The organism is Actinoallomurus vinaceus, assembly GCF_039542055.1.
GTDB lineage: Bacteria > Actinomycetota > Actinomycetes > Streptosporangiales > Streptosporangiaceae > Actinoallomurus > Actinoallomurus vinaceus.
Genome location: NZ_BAABHK010000003.1, coordinates 845,807 through 863,991, shown reverse-complemented (window position 1 = coordinate 863,991; position 18,185 = coordinate 845,807). Strand labels below are relative to the sequence as shown.

The following is an 18,185-nucleotide window of genomic DNA, read 5'->3' as shown; positions in this document are numbered from 1 at the left end:
CACCTACATACGACCTCTACATGCGGCCGGGAGACGGCCCCACCCGGGGGAGCCGCGGCCGCCGAGAGGCGTCCGGCCGGTCGCGGCTCGCGCGGCCCGCCTCCGTCCCCGGCGGCCTCGGCCCGAGGTGAGGAGCGGTCGGCTACGGGCGCCGCGCCGGGCTGATCGTCTTGGCCGGGTCGCGCTCGACGATCGGCTCGAGGATCTCGTCGACGCGCCGCAGCAGTTCGGCGTCGAGCGTGCGGCCGGCCGCCTTCACGTTGTCGCGCACCTGCTCCGGGCGGGTCGCGCCGACGATGGCGGAGGAGACGTTGGGGTTCTGCAGGACCCAGGCGATGGCGAGCTGCGCCATCGACAGGCCCGCCTCCTCGGCGAGCGGCTTGAGCCGCTGCACGCGGTTCAGCACCTCGTCGTTCAGGAGCCGCTGGATGAACACCGCGCCGCTCTTCTCATCGGTGGCGCGCGACCCAGCGGGCGGGGCGGCGCCGGGCTGGTACTTGCCGGTCAGCACGCCCTGGGCGATCGGCGACCAGACGATCTGCCCGACGCCCTCCTTCTCGCTCAGCGGGACGACCTCGGACTCGATCACCCGCCAGAGCATGTTGTACTGCGGCTGGTTCGACACGATCCGGTCGAGGCCCATCTCGTCGGCGATCTTCAGAGCCCGCGCGATCTCCTCGGCGCGCCACTCCGAGACGCCGATGTAGAGCACCTTGCCCTGGCGTACGAGGTCGTCGAAGGTCTTGAGGGTCTCCTCGAGCGGAGTCTCGTGGTCGAACCGGTGCGCCTGGTACAGGTCGACGTAGTCGGTCTGCAGGCGCCGCAGCGAGCCGTGGATCGACTCGAAGATGTGCTTGCGGGACAGGCCACGGTCGTTCGGGCCGTCACCGGTGGGCCAGTAGACCTTGGTGAAGATCTCCAGCGACTCCCGGCGCTGCCCCTTCAGGGCCCGGCCGAGGACCTCCTCCGCGCGCGTGCCGGCGTAGACGTCCGCCGTGTCGAAGGTGGTGATGCCCTCCTCGAGGGCGGCCTGGACGCACGCCTTCGCGGCGTCCTCCTCCACCTGGGAGCCGTGCGTGATCCAGTTGCCGTACGAGATTTCGCTGACCTTGAGGCCACTGCGGCCCAAATGACGGAACTCCATGCCCGAACCCTAGAACGGCAGGGTCAGACCTGGTCCTTCTGCCCCGGCTTCAGGCGCGGCTGCGGCATGCGGAACCGGCGGATCTGCATCGAGCGGGTCGCGGTGTAGAAGCCGATGCCGCGCAGGTTGTCCTCGGGGTGGCGCTCCTGCGCGAGCTTCTTGACCCGCCGGCCGAGGTAGATCGACTCGCCGATGATCAGCACGAGCATGACCGGCCAGGCGAACTGGTAGACGTAGGTCTTGATCGTCAGCGGCGCGACCATGGCGACCAGGAGGATCAGCAGGGTGAGGTACATGAAGAACTCGCCGAAGGTGCGCCGCGAGTCGACGAAGTCGCGGGCGAGCCGGCGGGCCGGGCCCTGGTCGCGCTTGGGCAGGTAGCGGTCGTCGCCGCGGGCCATGCCCTCCTTGATCTTCTGGCGGTCCTTGGACTGCCGCGAGCGGGCCTGCTGGTAGGCCTCCTTGCGGGTGCGCGGCGCGGTGATCGGCTGGCGATTGCGCTTCTGCGCCTCGCTGCGCTTGGGCGTGGGGCGGCCCTTCCCTCCCGGTTTGACGACCTCGGGGGTGGTGGAGGGGTCCTCGGTGGCGGTATCGGTACGACGTCGGAACACGCAGATCAGCCTACCGGCGCTCGCGGCGAACATAATGACTGTCTTGAGCGTTAACGCGTAGGGTGGTCAGCGAAACCCCAGCAGCGTTGCGAGTCATCAGCAGAAGGGACCGGCCACGCGCGATGAGCGTGATGAAGCGTATGTCGATGATCTTCAAGTCCAAGGCCAACAAGGCGCTGGACAGAATGGAAGATCCTCGGGAGACCCTTGACTACTCCTATCAGCGTCAGCTCGAGATGCTGCAGAAGGTACGGCGCGGCGTCGCGGACGTCGCCACGTCCCGCAAGCGCCTGGAGCTGCAGATCAACCAGCTCGAGCAGCAGCAGAACAAGCTGACCGACCAGGGCAGGAAGGCGCTGCAGGTGGGCCGGGAGGACCTCGCCCGCTCCGCGCTGGAGCGCCGGGCGGGCCTGGACAGCCAGTTGGGCGACCTGCGTGCCCAGTACCAGCAGTTGCAGGGCGAGGAGGAGAAGCTCACGCTCGCCTCCCAGCGGCTGCAGGCGAAGGTCGACGCCTTCCGTACGCGCAAGGAGACCATCAAGGCCACCTACACCGCGGCCGAGGCGCAGACCAAGATCAACGAGGCGTTCTCCGGCATCTCCGAGGAGATGGGCGACGTCGGCCTGGCGATCCAGCGCGCCGAGGAGAAGACCGAGAACATGAAGGCGCGTGCCGGCGCCATCGACGAGCTGCTCGCCTCCGGTGCCCTGGAGGACTACTCCGGCCCGCGTGACGACATCCAGGCCGAGCTGGACCGCATGGGTTCCGGGCCCGGGGTCGACCTCGAGCTGGAGCGGATGAAGGCCGAGCTCGGCATGGCCGAGGCGCCCAAGCAGCTCGATGCCGCGCCGGGGCAGGCCCAGCCTCAGCAGCACGCCCCGCAGCAGGTTCAGCGGCCGCATCAGCCGGGGGAGGGCCAGTGATCGTCCGGCTGATGGGCGAGGGCCAGCTCGACGTCGCGGACGGCGACCTGTCGGCCCTCAACGACCTCGACGCCGAGCTCGAGAAGGCGATCGAGTCCGGCGACGAGGCGCAGTTCCGCGGCGCGCTGCACGCGCTGCTGGAGCGGGTGCGCAAGGTGGGCAAGCCGCTGCCGCCGGAGGATCTGGAGCCGTCGGACCTGATCCTCCCGCCCGCGGACGCGACCATGGACGAGGTTCGCGCGATGCTGGGCGACGAGGGTCTCATCCCCGACTGATCCCGCAGGCACAAAGCGGGCCAGTCCGGACGTTCTACCTATATAGCGTGTCGGACGGGGAGGAAGGGGACACAATGGAGCGCTCGCGCTTCGCGCCCGACCGAGGGCTCACATCGCGCATGCTGCTGACGATGTTCCTGCTGGGGTTGCTGTACGTTGCCTTCGTCGGGTTCTTCTTCTGGTTCGTGCCACAGCTCTGGCTGGTTATCCTGGTCATCGCCGTGGCCTTCCTCCTCGCTCAGTACTTCTTCTCCGACCGGCTCGCGCTGTTCGCCATGCACGGGCGGATCGTGTCGGCGGAGGAGGCTCCCGAGCTGCACGGCGTGATCGACCGGATCTGCGCCATGTCCGATATGCCGAAGCCGCGGGTGGCGATCGCGGACACCGACGTGCCCAACGCCTTCGCCACCGGCCGCAACCAGGAGAACGCCGTGGTGTGCGTCACCACGGGCCTGCTCCGGCGGCTCGACCCGGTCGAGCTCGAGGGCGTGCTCGCCCACGAGCTGTCCCACGTCGCCCACCGCGACGTCGCGGTCATGACGATCGCGTCGTTCCTCGGCATCCTGGCCGGCCTGCTGACCCGCTTCGGTCTCGAGTGGGGCCTGTGGGGCGGTTTCAGCAGCCGCGACCGCAACAACAACGACCAGAGCACCGCGGTGGTGCTGCTGATCGTGATCGGCGTCAGCGCGGCCGTCTACGCCATCAGCTTCCTGCTGACCCGCGCGCTGTCGCGCTACCGCGAGCTGTCGGCGGACCGCGCCGCCGCGCTCCTCACCGGACGTCCGTCCGCCCTGGCGGCCGCCCTGACCAAGGTCACCGGTGAGATGTCGCGGATCCCGACCAAGGACCTGCGGGCCGCCGAGCCGTTCAACGCCTTCTACTTCGCGCCCGCCTTCACCAAGGGGTTCAGCATCTCGACGCTCTTCTCCACGCACCCGTCGCTGGACCAGCGGCTGGCGCAGCTCGCCAAGATCTCCGCGCAGCTCGGCCAGGGGGTCTGAGTTGGGGTTCCTCGACACGCTGCTGGGCCGGTCGAAGCCGAAGAAACCCGACCTCGACCGGCTTTTCGCGCTGCCGACCGCGGCCGTCACCCTCGACGCCGCGGCCGGGCTGACCCCGACCGGGGTGGGCGCGGTCTGCTTCCGGGCCGCCGAGGGCGCGGCGTTCGCGCAGATCGAGAAGGACGTACGCGAGCTCCTCGACGCCGGCGACGGGCCCAAGATCGAGCTGAGCACCGACGCGTACGGCTACACGTGGCTGGTCTCCCGGCACGCCCCGGACGACCTGGAAGGGCTCGTCACCGACATCCACGCGGTCAACTCCGCGCTGGAGTCCGGCGGGTTCGGGCCGCAGCTGCTGTGCTCACTGGTCGTGTTCGCCGGGCCGGACGCCAAGCGCTTCGGCCTCGTGTACCTCTACAAGCGCGGCACGTTCTACCCCTTCGCCCCGTTGCCGGGCGAGAAGCGCGACAACGCCCTCGAGCTGCAGGTGCGCGGTGCGGTCGGCGCGGACCTGCCGGTCGAGGGCGACCTGGGCCGGTGGTTCCCGGTATGGGGCGCGCCCGGGCTGTGACCTTCGTCCTCGAAGCCGTGGGCGTACGCCGCGGCGACACCGCCATCCTCGAGGACATCACCGCGACCATCCGGTCCGGAGGCTGTACGGCGATCGCCGGGCCCAGCGGCGCCGGCAAGTCGACGCTGCTGCGCCTGCTCAACCGGATGCTGGACCCGACCGCCGGCCGCGTCCTGCTGGACGGCACGCCGCTCCCGGCGCTGGACGTCCTGGCGCTGCGCCGCCGCGTCGGCCTCGTCGCCCAGCAGCCGACCCTGCTGACGGACACCGTCCTGGACGACCTCCGGGTGGGCCGCCCCGACCTGACGGAGGAGGAGGCGCGCTCCCTCCTCGACACGACCGGCCTGCCACCGGCCTTCGCGGAGCGGCGGACCGCCGACCTGTCGGGCGGCGAGGCGCAGCGGGTCTGCCTGGCCCGGGCCCTGGCGCTCCGCCCCGAGGTCCTCCTCCTCGACGAGCCCACCTCCGCCCTCGACCGGGCCAGCGCAGAGGCGATCGAGGGCGTCGTGAGCGACCTGCGCGCGGCCGGCGGCACGGCCGTCCTGGTCAGCCACGACACGGGCCAGGCCCGGCGGCTCGCCGACGACGTGCTCGTCCTGCGCGCGGGCCGCCTCGAGGAGCAGGGCCCTCCCGGGGACGTCGGCTACCTGCGGGCCGCGGCGTCGCCGTGAGCCACGAGGTGCACGTCCCATCATGGCCGGGCGTCGTGGCGTCGCTCGCCCTCGTCGCCGTCGCGCTCGCGATCGTGGCACGGGCGCGGCTCCGGATCACCCGCGAGCTGCTCATCGCCGTCGTCCGCGCGGGCGTCCAGCTGATCGCCGTCGGGGCGCTGCTCCTCGCGATCTTCCGGTACGCGGGGCTGCCGGGCGCGCTCGGCTGGGCCGCGATCATGGTCCTGATCGCCGGCCAGGTCGCCGGGCGGCGCGGCTCCGGGGTCCCCCGGTCACGGGTGGCCGCCACCGCTGGCCTGGCCGTGGGCGGCGGCACCACCCTGCTGGCCCTGGTCCTGCTCGACGTGATCCCCGCACAGGCCCGCGTCGTCGTCCCCGTGGCCGGGATGATCATCGGAGCCTCGATGCAGGCCGCGGGACTCGCCCTCAGGCGCGTCCGCGACGCGGTGACCACCGGCCGGGCCGCGATCGACGCCCGCCTGTCGCTCGGCCTGACCGCCCGCGAGGCGTTCGCCCCGCACACGCGCGACGCGCTCCACACCGCCCTGCTGCCCGTCATCGACTCGACCAAGGTGGTCGGCCTGATCACCCTGCCAGGCGCGATGACCGGCCTGATCCTCGGCGGCGTCGACCCCCTGACCGCGATCCGCTACCAGATCGTCGTGATGTACATGCAGCTCGCGGCCGCCGCCGTGACCGCCTACCTCACCACCCGCCTCGCCGAGTCCGCCCTCTTCGACGAAGCCCACCGCCTCCGCACCTAGATGTGTACGGAAAGTTGTACACGTACCAAGTATCCTGAGAACATGACGTCTTTCGCGCTCTCCGTACACCCGCTGTCCGAGGTGCGCCGACGCCTCTCGGAGACCGTCGCGCGGTTCCGACGCGAGGGCGCGTCCGCCGAACCGGTCATCTTCGGGTCTCAACGCAAGCCCGAAGCGGTCCTGCTGCCGTACGCCGCATACGAAGAGTTCGCAGAGTACAAGCGACGTCGCAGGGCTATCGACGCCGCCGAGGGATCGGTCCGAGCGGAAGGTCTCGTGCCCTCGGCTGAAGCGATCACTCGTGCGGAACGATGGGCCAGAGGCGAGATCAGCGAAACGGACATGTATGAGGAGACTCTGCGGCATTATCGGCGTCTGTGAGTAACGACCCGTATACCGAAACCGCAACCGGCGTCCTGATCAACAAGCTGGGCATCAAAGATCCGGACGTGTTGTCGAGGGCCGAAGCGGACCTCACGTACTTGATGCTCGCACGGCTTGAGTCCAAATCGATGTCTGGAAACTACGACCTTGCGCACCTGCGGTCATTCCATAAGACGATCTTCGGTGACATCTATCCCTGGGCCGGCGAGTTAAGAACCGTCGTGATCGCCAAAGGTCACGCCTTCTGTCTGCCTCAGTTCATCGAGTCGGCCGCGCGGGAGCTCTTTCTCGGGCTGGCCCGAGAGAGACACCTGAGAGGGCTTCACCGAAACGAGTTCGTCGGCAGCTTGGCCTTCTATCTGGGAGAGATCAACGCGATCCATCCATTCCGCGACGGAAACGGTCGTACGCAGCGCGCGTTTTTGGGGCAGCTAGCGCGAGATGCCGGGTTTGTCATCAACTGGCGAAGACTGGACCCGGAGCGGAACATCGAGGCGTCCGTCGCCATCATGCGCGGCGATGCGGAGCCGATGCGCACCATGCTGGATGAGCTCGTAGAACCCGCGTGACGCGGATCCCCCGGCGGTCGCCGATAGGGCGTGGCGACCGCCGGGGGATCCGCGGGATCTCTACGGGAGGGCGAGCATCTGGTCGAGGGCGGCGCGGGCGTAGTGAGCCGTCTCCGCGTCGACGGTGATCTGGTTGACGACCTCGCCCCGGGCCAGGGACTCCAGCGACCAGACCAGGTGGGGCAGGTCGATGCGGTTCATCGTCGAGCAGAAGCAGACCGTCTTGTCGAGGAAGACGATCGTCTTGTCCAGGTGCCGGTCGGCGAGGCGTTTCACGAGGTTCAGCTCGGTGCCGATGGCCCACGCCGACCCGGCGGGCGCCTCGTCGAGCATGCGGATGATGTACTCCGTCGACCCGATGTGGTCGGCCTCCTGCACCACCTCGTGGCGGCACTCGGGGTGTACGAGGACGTTCACGCCGGGGATCCGCGACCGTACGTCGTCGACGGACTCCTTGCTGAACCGCCCGTGCACGGAGCAGTGCCCACGCCAGAGGATCATCGTGGCGTCGCGCAGCTCGTCCGTGGCGAGCCCGCCGTCCGGCCGGTGCGGGTTGTAGACGACGCAGTCGTCCAGTGAGAGGCCCATCTCCAGCACGGCGGTGTTGCGGCCCAGGTGCTGGTCGGGCAGGAACAGCACCTTCGAGCCCTTGGAGAACGCCCACTCGAGGGCGCGGCGGGCGTTGGACGAGGTGCAGACCGTGCCGCCGTGGCGGCCGACGAACGCCTTGATGTCGGCCGAGGAGTTCATGTACGTGATCGGCACGACGTCGTCGGCGATGCCCGCGTCCTCTAGGGCCTCCCAGCACTCCTCGACCTGGTCGTAGGTCGCCATGTCGGCCATCGAGCAGCCGGCGGCCAGGTCCGGGAGCACGACCCGCTGGTCCGGCGAGGTCAGGATGTCGGCGGACTCGGCCATGAAGTGCACGCCGCAGAAGACGATGTACGGGGCCTGGGGCCGGGCCGCGGCTTCCTGGGCGAGCTTGAAGGAGTCGCCCGTCACATCGGCGAACTGGATGACCTCGTCGCGCTGGTAGTGGTGGCCCAGCACGAACAGCCGGTCGCCCAGGGCGGCCTTCGCCGCGCGGGCCCGCTCCACCAGGGCCGGGTCCGAGGCGGGCGGCAGGTCACCGGGGCAGTTGACGCCGCGTTCGCTCGCCGGGTCGGCGCCACGGCCGAGGAGCAGCAGGGGACTGCCGATGTCGATGGTCACTGGGAGGCTCCCTTGGCAGACTTATCGTCTATCTGACGATACGTCATCGTACGCGGCGGTGGTCAAGCCGTCTGAGACCGCCGTGAAAGAACCCGCCCATTGGGGAATGTCGCCCGGCAGCGGGTACGTTGTGCGGAGAGGCAAGCAACGACGACGGCCGCCACGGAGCGACCGAGCCAATCGGGAGTCAGCACATGACGGTTCCAGCAGAGACCAGCACGCAGCAGGGCGTGGTCCTCACCGACGCCGCGGCGGCGAAGGCCAAGAGCCTGCTCGAGCAGCAGGGCGAGGAAGGCCTTGCGCTCCGCGTGCAGGTCCAGCCGGGGGGGTGCTCGGGCCTGATCTACCAGCTCTACTTCGACGACCGCGAGGTGGACGGTGACCTCCTCCAGGACTTCAACGGCCTCAACGTCCGTGTCGACCGGATGAGCGTGCCGTACCTCACGGGCGCCACGATCGACTTCGTGGACACCATCGAGAAGCAGGGCTTCACGATCGACAACCCGAACGCCGGTGGCTCCTGCGCCTGCGGCGACTCGTTCCACTGAGCGTCTCTGATTAGCTAAGCGATCCCCCTCTGGATGAGGTATCCAGAGGGGGATCTGCCCATCGCGGTGGGGTGGCGTGGGCGTGCAGGTGGAAGCCTGCGCCCAGTGCCGCTCCTTTTGGCCGGTGCCGTGGGTGGTTCCGGCGGGTGGTGGGTGTGGTTGAGCTGATCGTGTGCACGCCCTGGTACCGGCAGGCCGCGCGGGGCGGTCTGTGGTCCGTGTGAGCGTGTCCCTCCGGACGCTGACCCGCTGGCCCGTGAGGGCTGGGGGTGGAGGGTGCCCCGCGTCGCCTGGGCGCGGGGCGTGGAGTTCGGCGCGGGGTGGGTCCGGTCTTGGACCGATCGCCCCCGCTGGCCTGGTGTTGCTCGGGTGCGGCCGGGGTGATGACCGCACCGGTTTCGAGTCTGTCGATCACGCGGGGGATTGCCATCTGGCAGGTGGCGCGGTCGACGATGGTGTTGGTCTGGTGGGTGAGGCCGCGAGCGGCGATGCGGCGCCATGCGCCGTGGTCGCGGTCGCCTTGCCAGCCGCAGTCGGGGTCGGGGCAGATCGCCCATTTCCAGCCGGGTGTGGTGGGGCGGTCGGGTGCCTTGCAGTGCCGTAGCGGCAGCAGGCAGTGCGGGCAGTGCTTGGAGGTGTTACGGGCTGGGACGGTGACGACGGCGATGCCGGTCTCGGCGGCCAGGTGCCGCATGTTGCCGACGATCTGCCCGCGCACGGCCTGGGACAGGCGGGTGTTGAGGGTGCGGCCCATGCCTTTGGCCTCTATGGACCGCAGATCCTCGACATAGATCACGCTTGCGCCCGCGGCGATCGCCTGATCTACTGCCCAGCGCGCCGCCGACCAGGCCAGCGCGTCATTCAGACCGGTACGGCGGTCGGCCACGTGCCGGTGTTCGGCCTTCAGCACGGCGTGCTTGGCGACCAGACGATGGTCCTCCCGGTCGGCGATGAGGTGAGCGTAGGTGTCGGTTTTGGCATGCAGGTGTTCGCCGTGGCGGCGAAGCCGGTGCTGGCGGGCCATCACTCCGGCGGCTCGGAACATCGCCCCGGTCCCTAGCGCGGTGATGGTGCCATCGGGACGCAACCGGCAGGCTCCGGCGCTGAGCAGGGTGTTCAGGCCCCAGTCGACGCCCAGCGCCGTGGTGTGGCCTTTCGGTTCGGTTTTGGGTGCGGGGTAAGAGAAGGCTAGGTCCGTGTGTACTTTCTGACGCTGCGGGCGGAGTGTGGGCAGGTGCAGTACCGCGTCGGGCGGGACGGTAGGCGGCAGGGCGAGCGGGCAGGCTACCCAGGTCCAGTCGGTGTAGGAGCGCGGGTCTGGGCGGGTGGGCAGTTGCAGGCGCAGCAACACCCTGGCCGGGTCGTCGTCGGAGCGTTGCAGGGTGGCCTGCTGGCGGTCGACGGCGGCCAGCACCAGCAACCGCGCCGCGTTCGGCGCCTCCTCCAGGTCGAACACATCGACCGGAAACCGCCCATGCCGGGCGAGGAATGCGGTGACCTGCCTGGTGCGCGCTCTGATCACACCGCTGGACAGGGACCGGCCGTCGGGGATCGCCTCACGGACGGCGCCCCACTCGACCACGGTGCGCTTGGCCGGGTCCGCGGGCCAGGTCGCCAGGACCCCGGAAACCATCTCGGCACGGTGCTGCACACCGCGCAGGATCCGGCCGGCCTGTTCTTGCGCCATCCGCACGATCCGATCATTGACCTTGATCCCATCGGGGATGGTCACGGCCCAGCCCAGGCGGCGCAACGCCATCCACGCATTCGACGGCAACACGCGGCCCGCCTCGTCCACCCCACCGGCCAGCCCGGCCACGTCATCGGCGTTCCAGTGCCCGGCCAGCAGACCGGCGGCCATCCCAGCGACCAGGTCCGCGGCCCAGCCCACCCGCTCGGCCACCACCCGCGCCGTCAGGGCCTCACCGGTCCTCTCATCCACCCCGCCGCGCAGCAGCACGCGAGCGGTCGCGGTCCGGGCCACCTGACCGGCGGCCAACGGAAGTTTCCGGCTCATGCGACACGACCGGACGGAACTCGTCCACTCTCGGCCAGCAGCCGCCTGCGCGCTTGGGCCGATCGCATACCGTACGGCCGCTCGGAGAAGGTCGTGACCAGGGACACGAGATCTGCTGCCAGCGCATCCTGGGCACCGGACCTGCCGGGATGCAGTACCTCCACCTCAACGCCATACGCCGCGAACAGGCGCTTGCGCCAGGTCGGGTAGCGGTCTGGCAGGGAGCCGCCCCCGACATGCCGGTGCGCGATGAGACATATGCGCAGGGTAGCGAATCTCATCGCCATCCCCCTCGATGATTCGAAAGTTCGAGCGATGCCAGTCCGTCAAGGCGTCGACCACCCAGTGGCGAAGCGTCGCGTATCCCGTAACAGAGGTATGACTGATTCCTGGGAAACCTGTCGGCCTTAAGGTCTCCTTATCGAGCCTTGAACGGTCTGCGCGATGATGTCCGTGACCGGGTCTGCCGGGCACGGGCATCTGGCGTGTTCGGAGCCGGTGAGGCAGTAACCTTGCCGGGTTTGGACCGCCATTCGAGATGGCCTCGCGACAATGACGGGGCCGCCGAACCGACGAGGAGATCGACGTCGTGCGCATCGCTGTTGCCGGCTCCATCGCAACCGACCATCTGATGAGCTTCCCGGGCCGGTTCGCGGACCAGCTCATCCCCGATCAGCTGCACACCGTTTCCTTGTCGTTCCTCGTGGACGAGCTCGAGATCCGGCGCGGCGGCGTCGCGGCCAACATCTGTTTCGGCATGGGCCTCCTCGGCCGGCGCCCGATCCTCGTCGGCGCGGTGGGCGACGACTTCGCCGACTACCGCTCCTGGCTGGAGCGGCACGGCGTCGACACGGCCTCGGTGCACGTGTCCGACCTTCACCACACCGCCCGGTTCCTGTGCACCACCGACCAGGACCACAACCAGATCGCGTCCTTCTACACCGGCGCCATGAGCGAGGCCCGCCAGATCGAGCTCCAGCCGATCGCCGACCGGGTCGGCGGTCTCGACCTGGTCCTCATCGGGGCCGACGACCCCGACGCGATGATCCGGCACACCGAGGAGTGCCGGGCCCGGGGCATCCCGTTCGCCGCCGACCCCTCGCAGCAGCTTGCTCGCATGGACGACGTGCGTGACCTCATCGACGGCGCCGCGTACCTGTTCACCAACGAGTACGAGAAGTCCCTCTGCGAGCAGAAGACCGGCTGGACGAGCGAGGAGGTCCTGTCCCGCGTCGGGGTCCGCGTGACCACGCTCGGTCCGAAGGGCGTTCGGATCGACCGCGCCGGCGAGCCGAGCCTGCACGTCGACGCGGCCCCCGAGGTCAAGAAGGTCGAGCCGACGGGCGTCGGTGACGCGTTCCGCGCCGGCTTCCTCACGGCGCTGTCCTGGGACCTGTCCCTCGAGCGCGCCGCCCAGGCCGGCAACCTCCTCGCCGCGCACGCCCTGGAGGTCGCCGGGCCCCAGGAGTACACCCTGCACGGCGAGCACTTCGTCGAGCGCTTCGCGGACGCGTACGGCAAGGACGCCGCCGGCGAGGTCGCCCAGCACCTCTGAGCCACCTCTCCAGCGCTCGCTCCGCTCCCCGGCGGGGCGAGCGCCCAGAGATTCACGGGTGCGAAAGACCCAAGGCGGATCGCTCGGTAATATCGCGTAGAGATCAACATCTTGGCCCCACTACCCGGTCGACGATCTGCAGGGGGCTTGACCATTGACGGCGTACGCGGCGGTCCTTCCGGTTCTGGCGTGCATGCTTCTCGCCCTCGCCGGACTGGAACGTGCCTGGGTCAGAATCACCGGCCGTGGAATACTGCCATGGCTTCGCCGACGCTCCGGAACTCCGCTGTCGGCGACCGGGTTCGACGAGTTGACCGCAGCCTTCCAAGGCAGCAAACGCACCGAACTGGAGCACCGGCAGATCGAGCTCGTCCTACGTCAAGATGACAGCGACGGCGCGCCGCCCGCCAACCGGGTCGACCTCGATCAAGGCGTCGCCTTCATCACCAGACCAGGCGGCTCTCCGGGACGATGAGCGCTGAACATGGCCGGATGCGATGGGCGGCCTACGGCACCTGCGTCTGCACCGCGGCGTACGGGCTGATGAAACTGGCCCAGGCCCTCGGCGCGACGGCTCTGGCCGACAAGGATCCACTCCGCCCCGACCTGCGCGAACGGCTCCTTGCCCGCGACCCGCTGTTCGTCGCGAGCCACTGGATCCTCTTCACCGCCGCCGTCGTCGGCATCCTGCTGGCCCTGGCCACCGTCCGCCCCTGGGGGAACCGTCTCCCCCGTAGACTCATCGCCTTCACGACCTGGGCGCTCGGAGTATTCATGGTCATCCGGTCGATCGGGCCGGTCGGCTTCGGGTTCCTCGGCGACGCCCTGATCCTTACCGGACTGCGCCCACCGCCGGCCCGGTATGCGGAGTTGACCCGACATCTAGCCCATTGGGACCTCATGCTCTGGTCCCCGTTCTTCCTCACCTGGGGAGTGCTCTGGATCGCCACCGCCTGGCACTTCACCCGCCGGAAAGGCGTTCGGCAAACGGGGACCCGACACCCGCTCGAGCCTGTGCCCTGACGCCGGAGAGCGCCAACGGGGCGAGCGCCGTCGGGATGCGAGAGCCCCGGGTGCCGCCGGGCTCGCCGCACCGGGGGAGCGCGCCGTTCAGTAATTACGGCGTATGTGGAACGCCCAGCCGCGGGGGAGTGTCTCCTCGCGGACGAAGTCCTGTGACTTCATGCGGCACCAGGCCGGCACGTCGGTGCGCGCGGCGACGTCGTCGGCCTGCACCGCGATGATCTGGCCGACCGGCACCTCGTGGATGCGCTCGGCCAGCATGATGATGGGAATCGGGCACTTGCGGCCCAACGCGTCGATGGTCAGGACCGGCATGGGTCCGTGGTACGCCGGGGGGGTCGCCTCCCGGGGGGTCTCCCGCTCGGCCCGGCGGCGCCTCAGCCCCATCGCATGATCTCCCTGTTCACTGACTGGTCACCCCCGCCGTACGGCGGAGACGGGCCACGGCGCCGGGCAGAACCGCAAGGAAACGGTCGACATCCGTCGCGCTTGTGCCGCGAGGGAGCGATACCCGGACGTTCCCATGGGTAATCACCCCCATCGCCTCGAGGACATGGCTCGGACGCAGCGTATCGGCCGTACAGGAACTGCCGGAAGAAACGGCGAAACCGAGTCGGTCGAGTTCGGTCAGGAGCGCCTCGCCCTCGACGTACAGGCACGAGAAGGTCACCAGGTGGGGGAGGCGGCGCACGGGATCGCCGATGACCTCGACGTCCTCGATGAGGTGGGGCACGCGTTCGCGGATCCGGTCGACGAGCGCGGACAGCCGGGGCCCGTCGCGGTCCATCTCCGCGGCGTACGCCTCCAGGGCCGCCGCGGCGGCCACCGCGCCCGGGACGTTCTCGAACCCGGGGACCCGGCGGCCCTCCCGCTCGTCCTCCGGCAGCGGCGACCGCCACCGGGTGTTCTTGCGGACGACGAGCACGCCGACGCCCGGCGGACCGCCCCACTTGTGGGCGCTGGCGGCCAGCAGCGACCAGCCGGCCGGGACCTCGGTGCGCCCGGCCGACTGGGCGGCGTCGACGAACAGCGGGACGCGTGCCGCCCGGCACGCCTCGGCCACCTCGGCGACGGGCTGGAGGGTGCCGACCTCGTGGTTGGCCGACTGCAGGCAGGCCAGCGCCGTGTCCGGGCGCAGCGCCGCCGCGAACTCCTCCGGGTCGACGCGCCCCGTACGGTCGACGCCGACCGTCGTCACCTTCCCGCCGTCCCGCTCGTGCAGCGCGGCGGTGTGCAGGACGCTGGAGTGCTCGACCGCGCTGACGACGAGGTGCCGGCCGGTCCGCCGGCGAGCGGACAGCGCGCCGAGCATCGCCAGGTGCACCGCCTGGGTGCCGGAGGTGGTGAAGAACGTCTCGTCGGGTCGTACGCCGAACGCGACGGCGATCCTGGCTCGCGCCTGGTCGAGCAGGAGCCGGGTGCGCCGGGCGTCGCCGTAGAGCCGCTGCGGGTCGGCCCAGCCGCCGTCCAGGGCTGTGATCAGGGCCTCCCGGGCCGCCGGATGCAGGGGTTCGGTGGACGCCGCATCGAAGTAGGCCACGGACAAGACACTAATGGGGGTCCCACATGGGTGTCCGCGACCCTCACGCTAATGTTTGGTCGACAAGCGTGAACATCGAACTGATCGCCCGGTGATTCGGGCTTCATCGTGGGAAGGCAATCCGTGAGTCCGACCCGCCGTAGGAAGCGGCACATGCCCGCGCGCACTGCAGCGCCGAGTCCGCGCCGGCGCATGCTGCAGGGCGCTGCGGCCCTCTCGATCCTGGCGCTCGCCGCGACGGCGTGCTCCGACCAGGAGAAGCGCCTCGGCCTGCCGACGCCGGTGACCGAGCAGGCCAAGCGCGTCGTGACCCTGTGGCAGGGGTCCTGGATCGCGGCGTTCGTCGTGGGCGCGCTCGTGTGGGGGCTGATCATCTGGGCGGTGTTGTTCCACCGCAAGCGTTCCGATCAGCTGCCGCCGCAGGTGCGGTACAACCTGCCGATCGAGATGCTCTACACCGTCGTGCCGTTCATCATCATCGCGGTGCTGTTCTACTTCACCGCGCGCGACGAGACGTATCTCAACAAGGTCAGCAGCACCACGTCGACCGGACAGGTCACCCAGGTGAACGTGACCGCCTTCCAGTGGAGCTGGCAGTTCGACTACCCGCAGTACCACACCAAGCCGATCGTCGGTCAGCCCACGTCCCCCGACGGCAACGACAAGCCCGTGCTCGTCATCCCGGTCGGACAGAAGGTGCGCTTCCACCTCGTCTCGACCGACGTCATCCACTCCTTCTGGGTACCCTCGTTCATCTTCAAGCGGGACATCCTCCCCGGAGCCAAGTCCGGCCAGGACTTCGAGGTCACCCCGACCAAGACGGGAACGTTCGAGGGACGCTGCGCTGAGTTCTGCGGTGTCGACCACAGCCGGATGCTCTTCCAGGTGAAGATCGTCTCGCCGCAGGAGTTCCAGCAGTTCATCTCGAGCCACCAGGCGAGCGGGAGCGCTCAGTGACCACCACCATCACTCATTCCACCCCCTCCGCCCCGGCCTTCCAGCCGCGGCCGAGCAAGGGCCGCGTCATCGTGTCGTGGCTCTCGTCCACGGACCACAAGGTGATCGGGTACATGTACCTGATCACGTCGTTCGTGTTCTTCGGCATCGGCGGCATCATGGCGCTGCTCATGCGTAGCGAGCTCGCCAAGCCGGGCCTGCAGATCATGAGCAACGAGCAGTTCAACCAGCTGTTCACCATGCACGGCACGATCATGCTGCTGATGTTCGCGACGCCGCTGTTCGTCGGCTTCGGCAACGTGATCATGCCGCTGCAGATCGGGTCGCCGGACGTGGCGTTCCCGCGCATGAACATGCTGAGCTTCTACTTCTTCCTGTTCGGCAGCACCATCACGCTCCTGGGATTCCTCACGCCGGGCGGCGCCGCCAGCTTCGGCTGGTACGCCTACACGCCGCTCTCGGACATCGTCCGGTCCCCGGAGGTCGGCGGTGACCTGTGGATCATGGGTCTGACGCTCTCCGGTCTCGGCACGATCCTCGGCGGCGTCAACTTCGTCACCACGATCTTCTGCATGCGGGCGCCGGGCATGACGATGTTCCGGATGCCGATCTTCACGTGGAACATCCTGCTGACCTCGATCCTCGTGCTGATGGCCTTCCCGGTGCTGGCCGCCGCGCTGCTCGCCCTGGAGGCCGACCGCAAGCTCGGCGCGCACGTCTTCGACCCGGCCACCGGCGGTGCGATGCTCTGGCAGCACCTGTTCTGGTTCTTCGGCCATCCCGAGGTCTATATCGTCGCGTTGCCGTTCTTCGGCATCATCACCGAGATCCTGCCGGTCTTCAGCCGCAAGCCGGTGTTCGGTTACATCGGCCTGGTCGGCGCCACGATCGCGATCGCGGGCCTGTCGGTGACGGTGTGGGCGCACCACATGTTCCCCACCGGCCAGGTGCTGCTGCCGTTCTTCTCGTTCATGACGTTCCTGATCGCGGTCCCGACCGGGGTGAAGTTCTTCAACTGGGTCGGCACGATCTGGCGCGGGCATCTGACGTTCGAGACGCCGATGCTCTGGTCGCTCGGCTTCCTGGTGACGTTCCTGTTCGGTGGCCTGACCGGCATCATCCTGGCCTCGCCGCCGCTGGACTTCCAGCTCAACGACTCCTACTTCGTCGTCGCGCACTTCCACTACGTGCTGTTCGGCACCGTGGTGTTCGCCATGTTCGCGGGCTTCTACTTCTGGTGGCCCAAGATGACGGGGAAGATGCTCAACGAGACCCTCGGCAAGATCCACTTCTGGCTGCTGTTCATCGGCTTCCACACCACCTTCCTGGTCCAGCACTGGCTGGGCGCGGAGGGCATGCAGCGCCGGGTCCCGGACTACGCCAAGCAGTTCACCTCGCTGAACGTCGTCTCGACGATCGGCGCGTTCATCCTCGCCGTGTCGATGATCCCGTTCCTGTGGAACGTCTTCATCACCGCCAAGAGCGGCAAGCGGGTCAACGTCGACGACCCGTGGGGCTTCGGCAACTCGCTGGAGTGGGCGACGTCCTGCCCGCCGCCGCGGCACAACTTCACGTCGATCCCGAGGATCCGCTCCGAGCGGCCGGCGTTCGACCTGCACTACCCGCACGAGGACAAGCCCGCGGTGACCGCCGCCGCCGGGGCGGAGGACTGACATGAAGATCGAGGGTTACCTGTTCGTCTTCTGCGCCCTGTTCTTCGCGATCATGGACGTCATCTACTGGCTGTGGTCGCACGACCCGACCGGTACGACGGCCCTGGCGCTGACCATCGGCCTCGCCGGCCTGACCGGCTTCTACCTGCTGTTCACCGGCCGGCGGATCGACCCGCGGCCGGAGGACGACAAGGACGCGGAGATCTCCGAGGGCGCCGGCCAGCTCGGGTTCTTCAGCCCGCACAGCTGGTGGCCGCTGTTCACGGCGCTGGCCGCCGCGACCGCCGCTCTCGGCGCCGTGTTCGGCTGGTGGCTGCTGCTGATCGGCATGCTCGCGGTCGTCCTCGCCGCGATCGGGTTCGTCTTCGAGTACTACCGGGGCCACTTCTCGCACTGAGAAGCCCCCGTACGCACGGCAGGAAGGCCGGCACCGCGCCTGCGGTGCCGGCCTTCGGCTTGTCAGTGGGGTGCCTCGCAGACGAGCGCAGGGCGCCGCGTACGCGGCCGTCGGCGGCTGCGGGGTCAGGCGGCTAGGGCGTGTCTGACAGATCCCGTTCGTAGCGAGCGGCGTCCAGGCGGCGCGTCGCAAGGCGAAGGAGGGAGTCAGCCTGGTTTTGGCTGGCGACTCCTCCCGGGGTCCCCGCGGAAACGCGGAGGTCGGCGAAGCCGTCTCTGCGCGTTTTCGTGGGGTGGGGGGCGACAACGCGGCGAGGCGTCGTCTGGGCGCCGCGCAGCCGGACAGCGGAT

The 18,185-nt window shown here is 69.2% G+C and carries 22 protein-coding genes; 15 read left to right on the top strand and 7 right to left on the bottom strand.

The genetic code is table 11. The features are described from left to right. Window positions 1-142: 142 nt before the first annotated feature. Together ABEA24_RS15090 and ABEA24_RS15085 are read right to left on the bottom strand one after the other, a co-directional pair. Window positions 143-1,144: an aldo/keto reductase family protein gene (locus ABEA24_RS15090; RefSeq protein ID WP_345431409.1), complete on the bottom strand. Its 1,002-nt coding sequence runs from the start codon at window positions 1,142-1,144 to the stop codon at window positions 143-145. Window positions 1,145-1,167: 23 nt separating this feature from the next. Beyond that, window positions 1,168-1,755, bottom strand: a complete 588-nt coding sequence (locus tag ABEA24_RS15085; protein WP_345431408.1) for a DUF3043 domain-containing protein — start codon at window positions 1,753-1,755, stop codon at window positions 1,168-1,170. A gap of 122 nt (window positions 1,756-1,877) precedes the next feature. Here ABEA24_RS15085 and ABEA24_RS15080 point away from each other — a divergent pair, with 122 nt between their 5' ends. The 8 genes from ABEA24_RS15080 to ABEA24_RS15045 all read left to right on the top strand — a co-directional run bounded on the left by ABEA24_RS15080 (window position 1,878) and on the right by ABEA24_RS15045 (window position 6,913). After that, window positions 1,878-2,678 (top strand): PspA/IM30 family protein, encoded by an 801-nt coding sequence (locus tag ABEA24_RS15080; protein ID WP_345431407.1) that lies wholly within the window; start codon window positions 1,878-1,880, stop codon window positions 2,676-2,678. Continuing rightward, complete coding sequence (gene pspAA / locus ABEA24_RS15075) at window positions 2,675-2,953, top strand: PspA-associated protein PspAA (protein WP_345431406.1); 279 nt, start codon at window positions 2,675-2,677, stop codon at window positions 2,951-2,953. The genes ABEA24_RS15080 and pspAA overlap by 4 nt, the downstream gene beginning before the upstream one ends. Window positions 2,954-3,027: 74 nt before the next feature. Continuing rightward, window positions 3,028-3,954 (top strand): zinc metalloprotease HtpX, encoded by a 927-nt coding sequence (gene htpX / locus ABEA24_RS15070; protein WP_345431405.1) that lies wholly within the window; start codon window positions 3,028-3,030, stop codon window positions 3,952-3,954. A gap of 1 nt (window position 3,955) precedes the next feature. Further along, on the top strand, window positions 3,956-4,525 hold the full coding sequence (pspAB, locus tag ABEA24_RS15065) for a PspA-associated protein PspAB (protein ID WP_345431404.1): 570 nt from the start codon (window positions 3,956-3,958) through the stop codon (window positions 4,523-4,525). Next, window positions 4,504-5,196: an ABC transporter ATP-binding protein gene (locus ABEA24_RS15060; RefSeq protein WP_345431403.1), complete on the top strand. Its 693-nt coding sequence runs from the start codon at window positions 4,504-4,506 to the stop codon at window positions 5,194-5,196. The genes pspAB and ABEA24_RS15060 overlap by 22 nt, the downstream gene beginning before the upstream one ends. Next, complete coding sequence (locus ABEA24_RS15055) at window positions 5,193-5,960, top strand: ABC transporter permease (protein ID WP_345431402.1); 768 nt, start codon at window positions 5,193-5,195, stop codon at window positions 5,958-5,960. The genes ABEA24_RS15060 and ABEA24_RS15055 overlap by 4 nt, the downstream gene beginning before the upstream one ends. A 42-nt stretch (window positions 5,961-6,002) precedes the next feature. After that, window positions 6,003-6,341, top strand: coding sequence for an antitoxin VbhA family protein (locus tag ABEA24_RS15050; protein ID WP_345431401.1), 339 nt, complete (start codon window positions 6,003-6,005; stop codon window positions 6,339-6,341). Beyond that, window positions 6,338-6,913, top strand: coding sequence for a Fic/DOC family protein (locus tag ABEA24_RS15045; protein ID WP_345431400.1), 576 nt, complete (start codon window positions 6,338-6,340; stop codon window positions 6,911-6,913). Before ABEA24_RS15050 ends, ABEA24_RS15045 begins: the two co-directional genes overlap by 4 nt. Before the next feature lie 60 nt (window positions 6,914-6,973). Here ABEA24_RS15045 and nadA read toward each other — a convergent pair whose 3' ends face one another. Beyond that, a complete protein-coding gene (gene nadA / locus ABEA24_RS15040; protein ID WP_345431399.1) occupies window positions 6,974-8,125 on the bottom strand; it encodes a quinolinate synthase NadA in 1,152 nt (383 codons plus the stop codon). A gap of 194 nt (window positions 8,126-8,319) precedes the next feature. Here nadA and ABEA24_RS15035 point away from each other — a divergent pair, with 194 nt between their 5' ends. Beyond that, window positions 8,320-8,673, top strand: a complete 354-nt coding sequence (locus ABEA24_RS15035) for a HesB/IscA family protein (RefSeq protein ID WP_345431398.1) — start codon at window positions 8,320-8,322, stop codon at window positions 8,671-8,673. Between the two features lie 10 nt (window positions 8,674-8,683). Here the strand turns inward: ABEA24_RS15035 and ABEA24_RS15030 are convergent, their stop codons facing one another. Further along, on the bottom strand, window positions 8,684-10,690 hold the full coding sequence (locus tag ABEA24_RS15030; RefSeq protein ID WP_345431397.1) for a zinc ribbon domain-containing protein: 2,007 nt from the start codon (window positions 10,688-10,690) through the stop codon (window positions 8,684-8,686). After that, window positions 10,687-10,971: a recombinase family protein gene (locus ABEA24_RS15025; RefSeq protein ID WP_345431396.1), complete on the bottom strand. Its 285-nt coding sequence runs from the start codon at window positions 10,969-10,971 to the stop codon at window positions 10,687-10,689. Before ABEA24_RS15025 ends, ABEA24_RS15030 begins: the two co-directional genes overlap by 4 nt. A gap of 308 nt (window positions 10,972-11,279) precedes the next feature. Between ABEA24_RS15025 and ABEA24_RS15020 the strand changes: the two genes are divergently transcribed. The 3 genes from ABEA24_RS15020 to ABEA24_RS15010 all read left to right on the top strand — a co-directional run bounded on the left by ABEA24_RS15020 (window position 11,280) and on the right by ABEA24_RS15010 (window position 13,268). Further along, entirely contained in the window at window positions 11,280-12,245 is a 966-nt protein-coding gene (locus ABEA24_RS15020) for a carbohydrate kinase family protein (RefSeq protein WP_345431395.1), read from the top strand. Window positions 12,246-12,438: 193 nt separating this feature from the next. After that, window positions 12,439-12,720: a DUF6191 domain-containing protein gene (locus ABEA24_RS15015; protein ID WP_345431394.1), complete on the top strand. Its 282-nt coding sequence runs from the start codon at window positions 12,439-12,441 to the stop codon at window positions 12,718-12,720. A 17-nt stretch (window positions 12,721-12,737) separates the two neighbouring features. Then, on the top strand, window positions 12,738-13,268 hold the full coding sequence (locus ABEA24_RS15010; protein WP_345431393.1) for a DUF3995 domain-containing protein: 531 nt from the start codon (window positions 12,738-12,740) through the stop codon (window positions 13,266-13,268). A gap of 87 nt (window positions 13,269-13,355) precedes the next feature. Here ABEA24_RS15010 and ABEA24_RS15005 read toward each other — a convergent pair whose 3' ends face one another. Further along, window positions 13,356-13,583 carry a sulfurtransferase TusA family protein gene (locus tag ABEA24_RS15005; protein WP_345431458.1) on the bottom strand — a complete coding sequence of 76 codons (228 nt, stop codon included), beginning with the start codon at window positions 13,581-13,583 and terminating at the stop codon, window positions 13,356-13,358. 88 nt (window positions 13,584-13,671) lie between these two features. Then, entirely contained in the window at window positions 13,672-14,808 is a 1,137-nt protein-coding gene (locus ABEA24_RS15000; protein ID WP_345431392.1) for a cysteine desulfurase family protein, read from the bottom strand. Window positions 14,809-14,961: 153 nt separating this feature from the next. Between ABEA24_RS15000 and ctaC the strand changes: the two genes are divergently transcribed. From ctaC to ABEA24_RS14985, 3 genes are read left to right on the top strand one after another with little or no spacing between them, the layout of a single operon-like run. After that, a complete protein-coding gene (ctaC, locus tag ABEA24_RS14995) occupies window positions 14,962-15,765 on the top strand; it encodes an aa3-type cytochrome oxidase subunit II (protein WP_345431390.1) in 804 nt (267 codons plus the stop codon). Continuing rightward, the gene (gene ctaD, locus ABEA24_RS14990; RefSeq protein WP_425551187.1) at window positions 15,762-17,438 is read left to right on the top strand and encodes an aa3-type cytochrome oxidase subunit I; all 1,677 of its coding nucleotides are present in this window, start codon (window positions 15,762-15,764) and stop codon (window positions 17,436-17,438) included. The genes ctaC and ctaD overlap by 4 nt, the downstream gene beginning before the upstream one ends. A 1-nt stretch (window position 17,439) precedes the next feature. Then, on the top strand, window positions 17,440-17,835 hold the full coding sequence (locus tag ABEA24_RS14985; RefSeq protein WP_345431389.1) for a cytochrome c oxidase subunit 4: 396 nt from the start codon (window positions 17,440-17,442) through the stop codon (window positions 17,833-17,835). Window positions 17,836-18,185 lie beyond the last annotated feature (350 nt).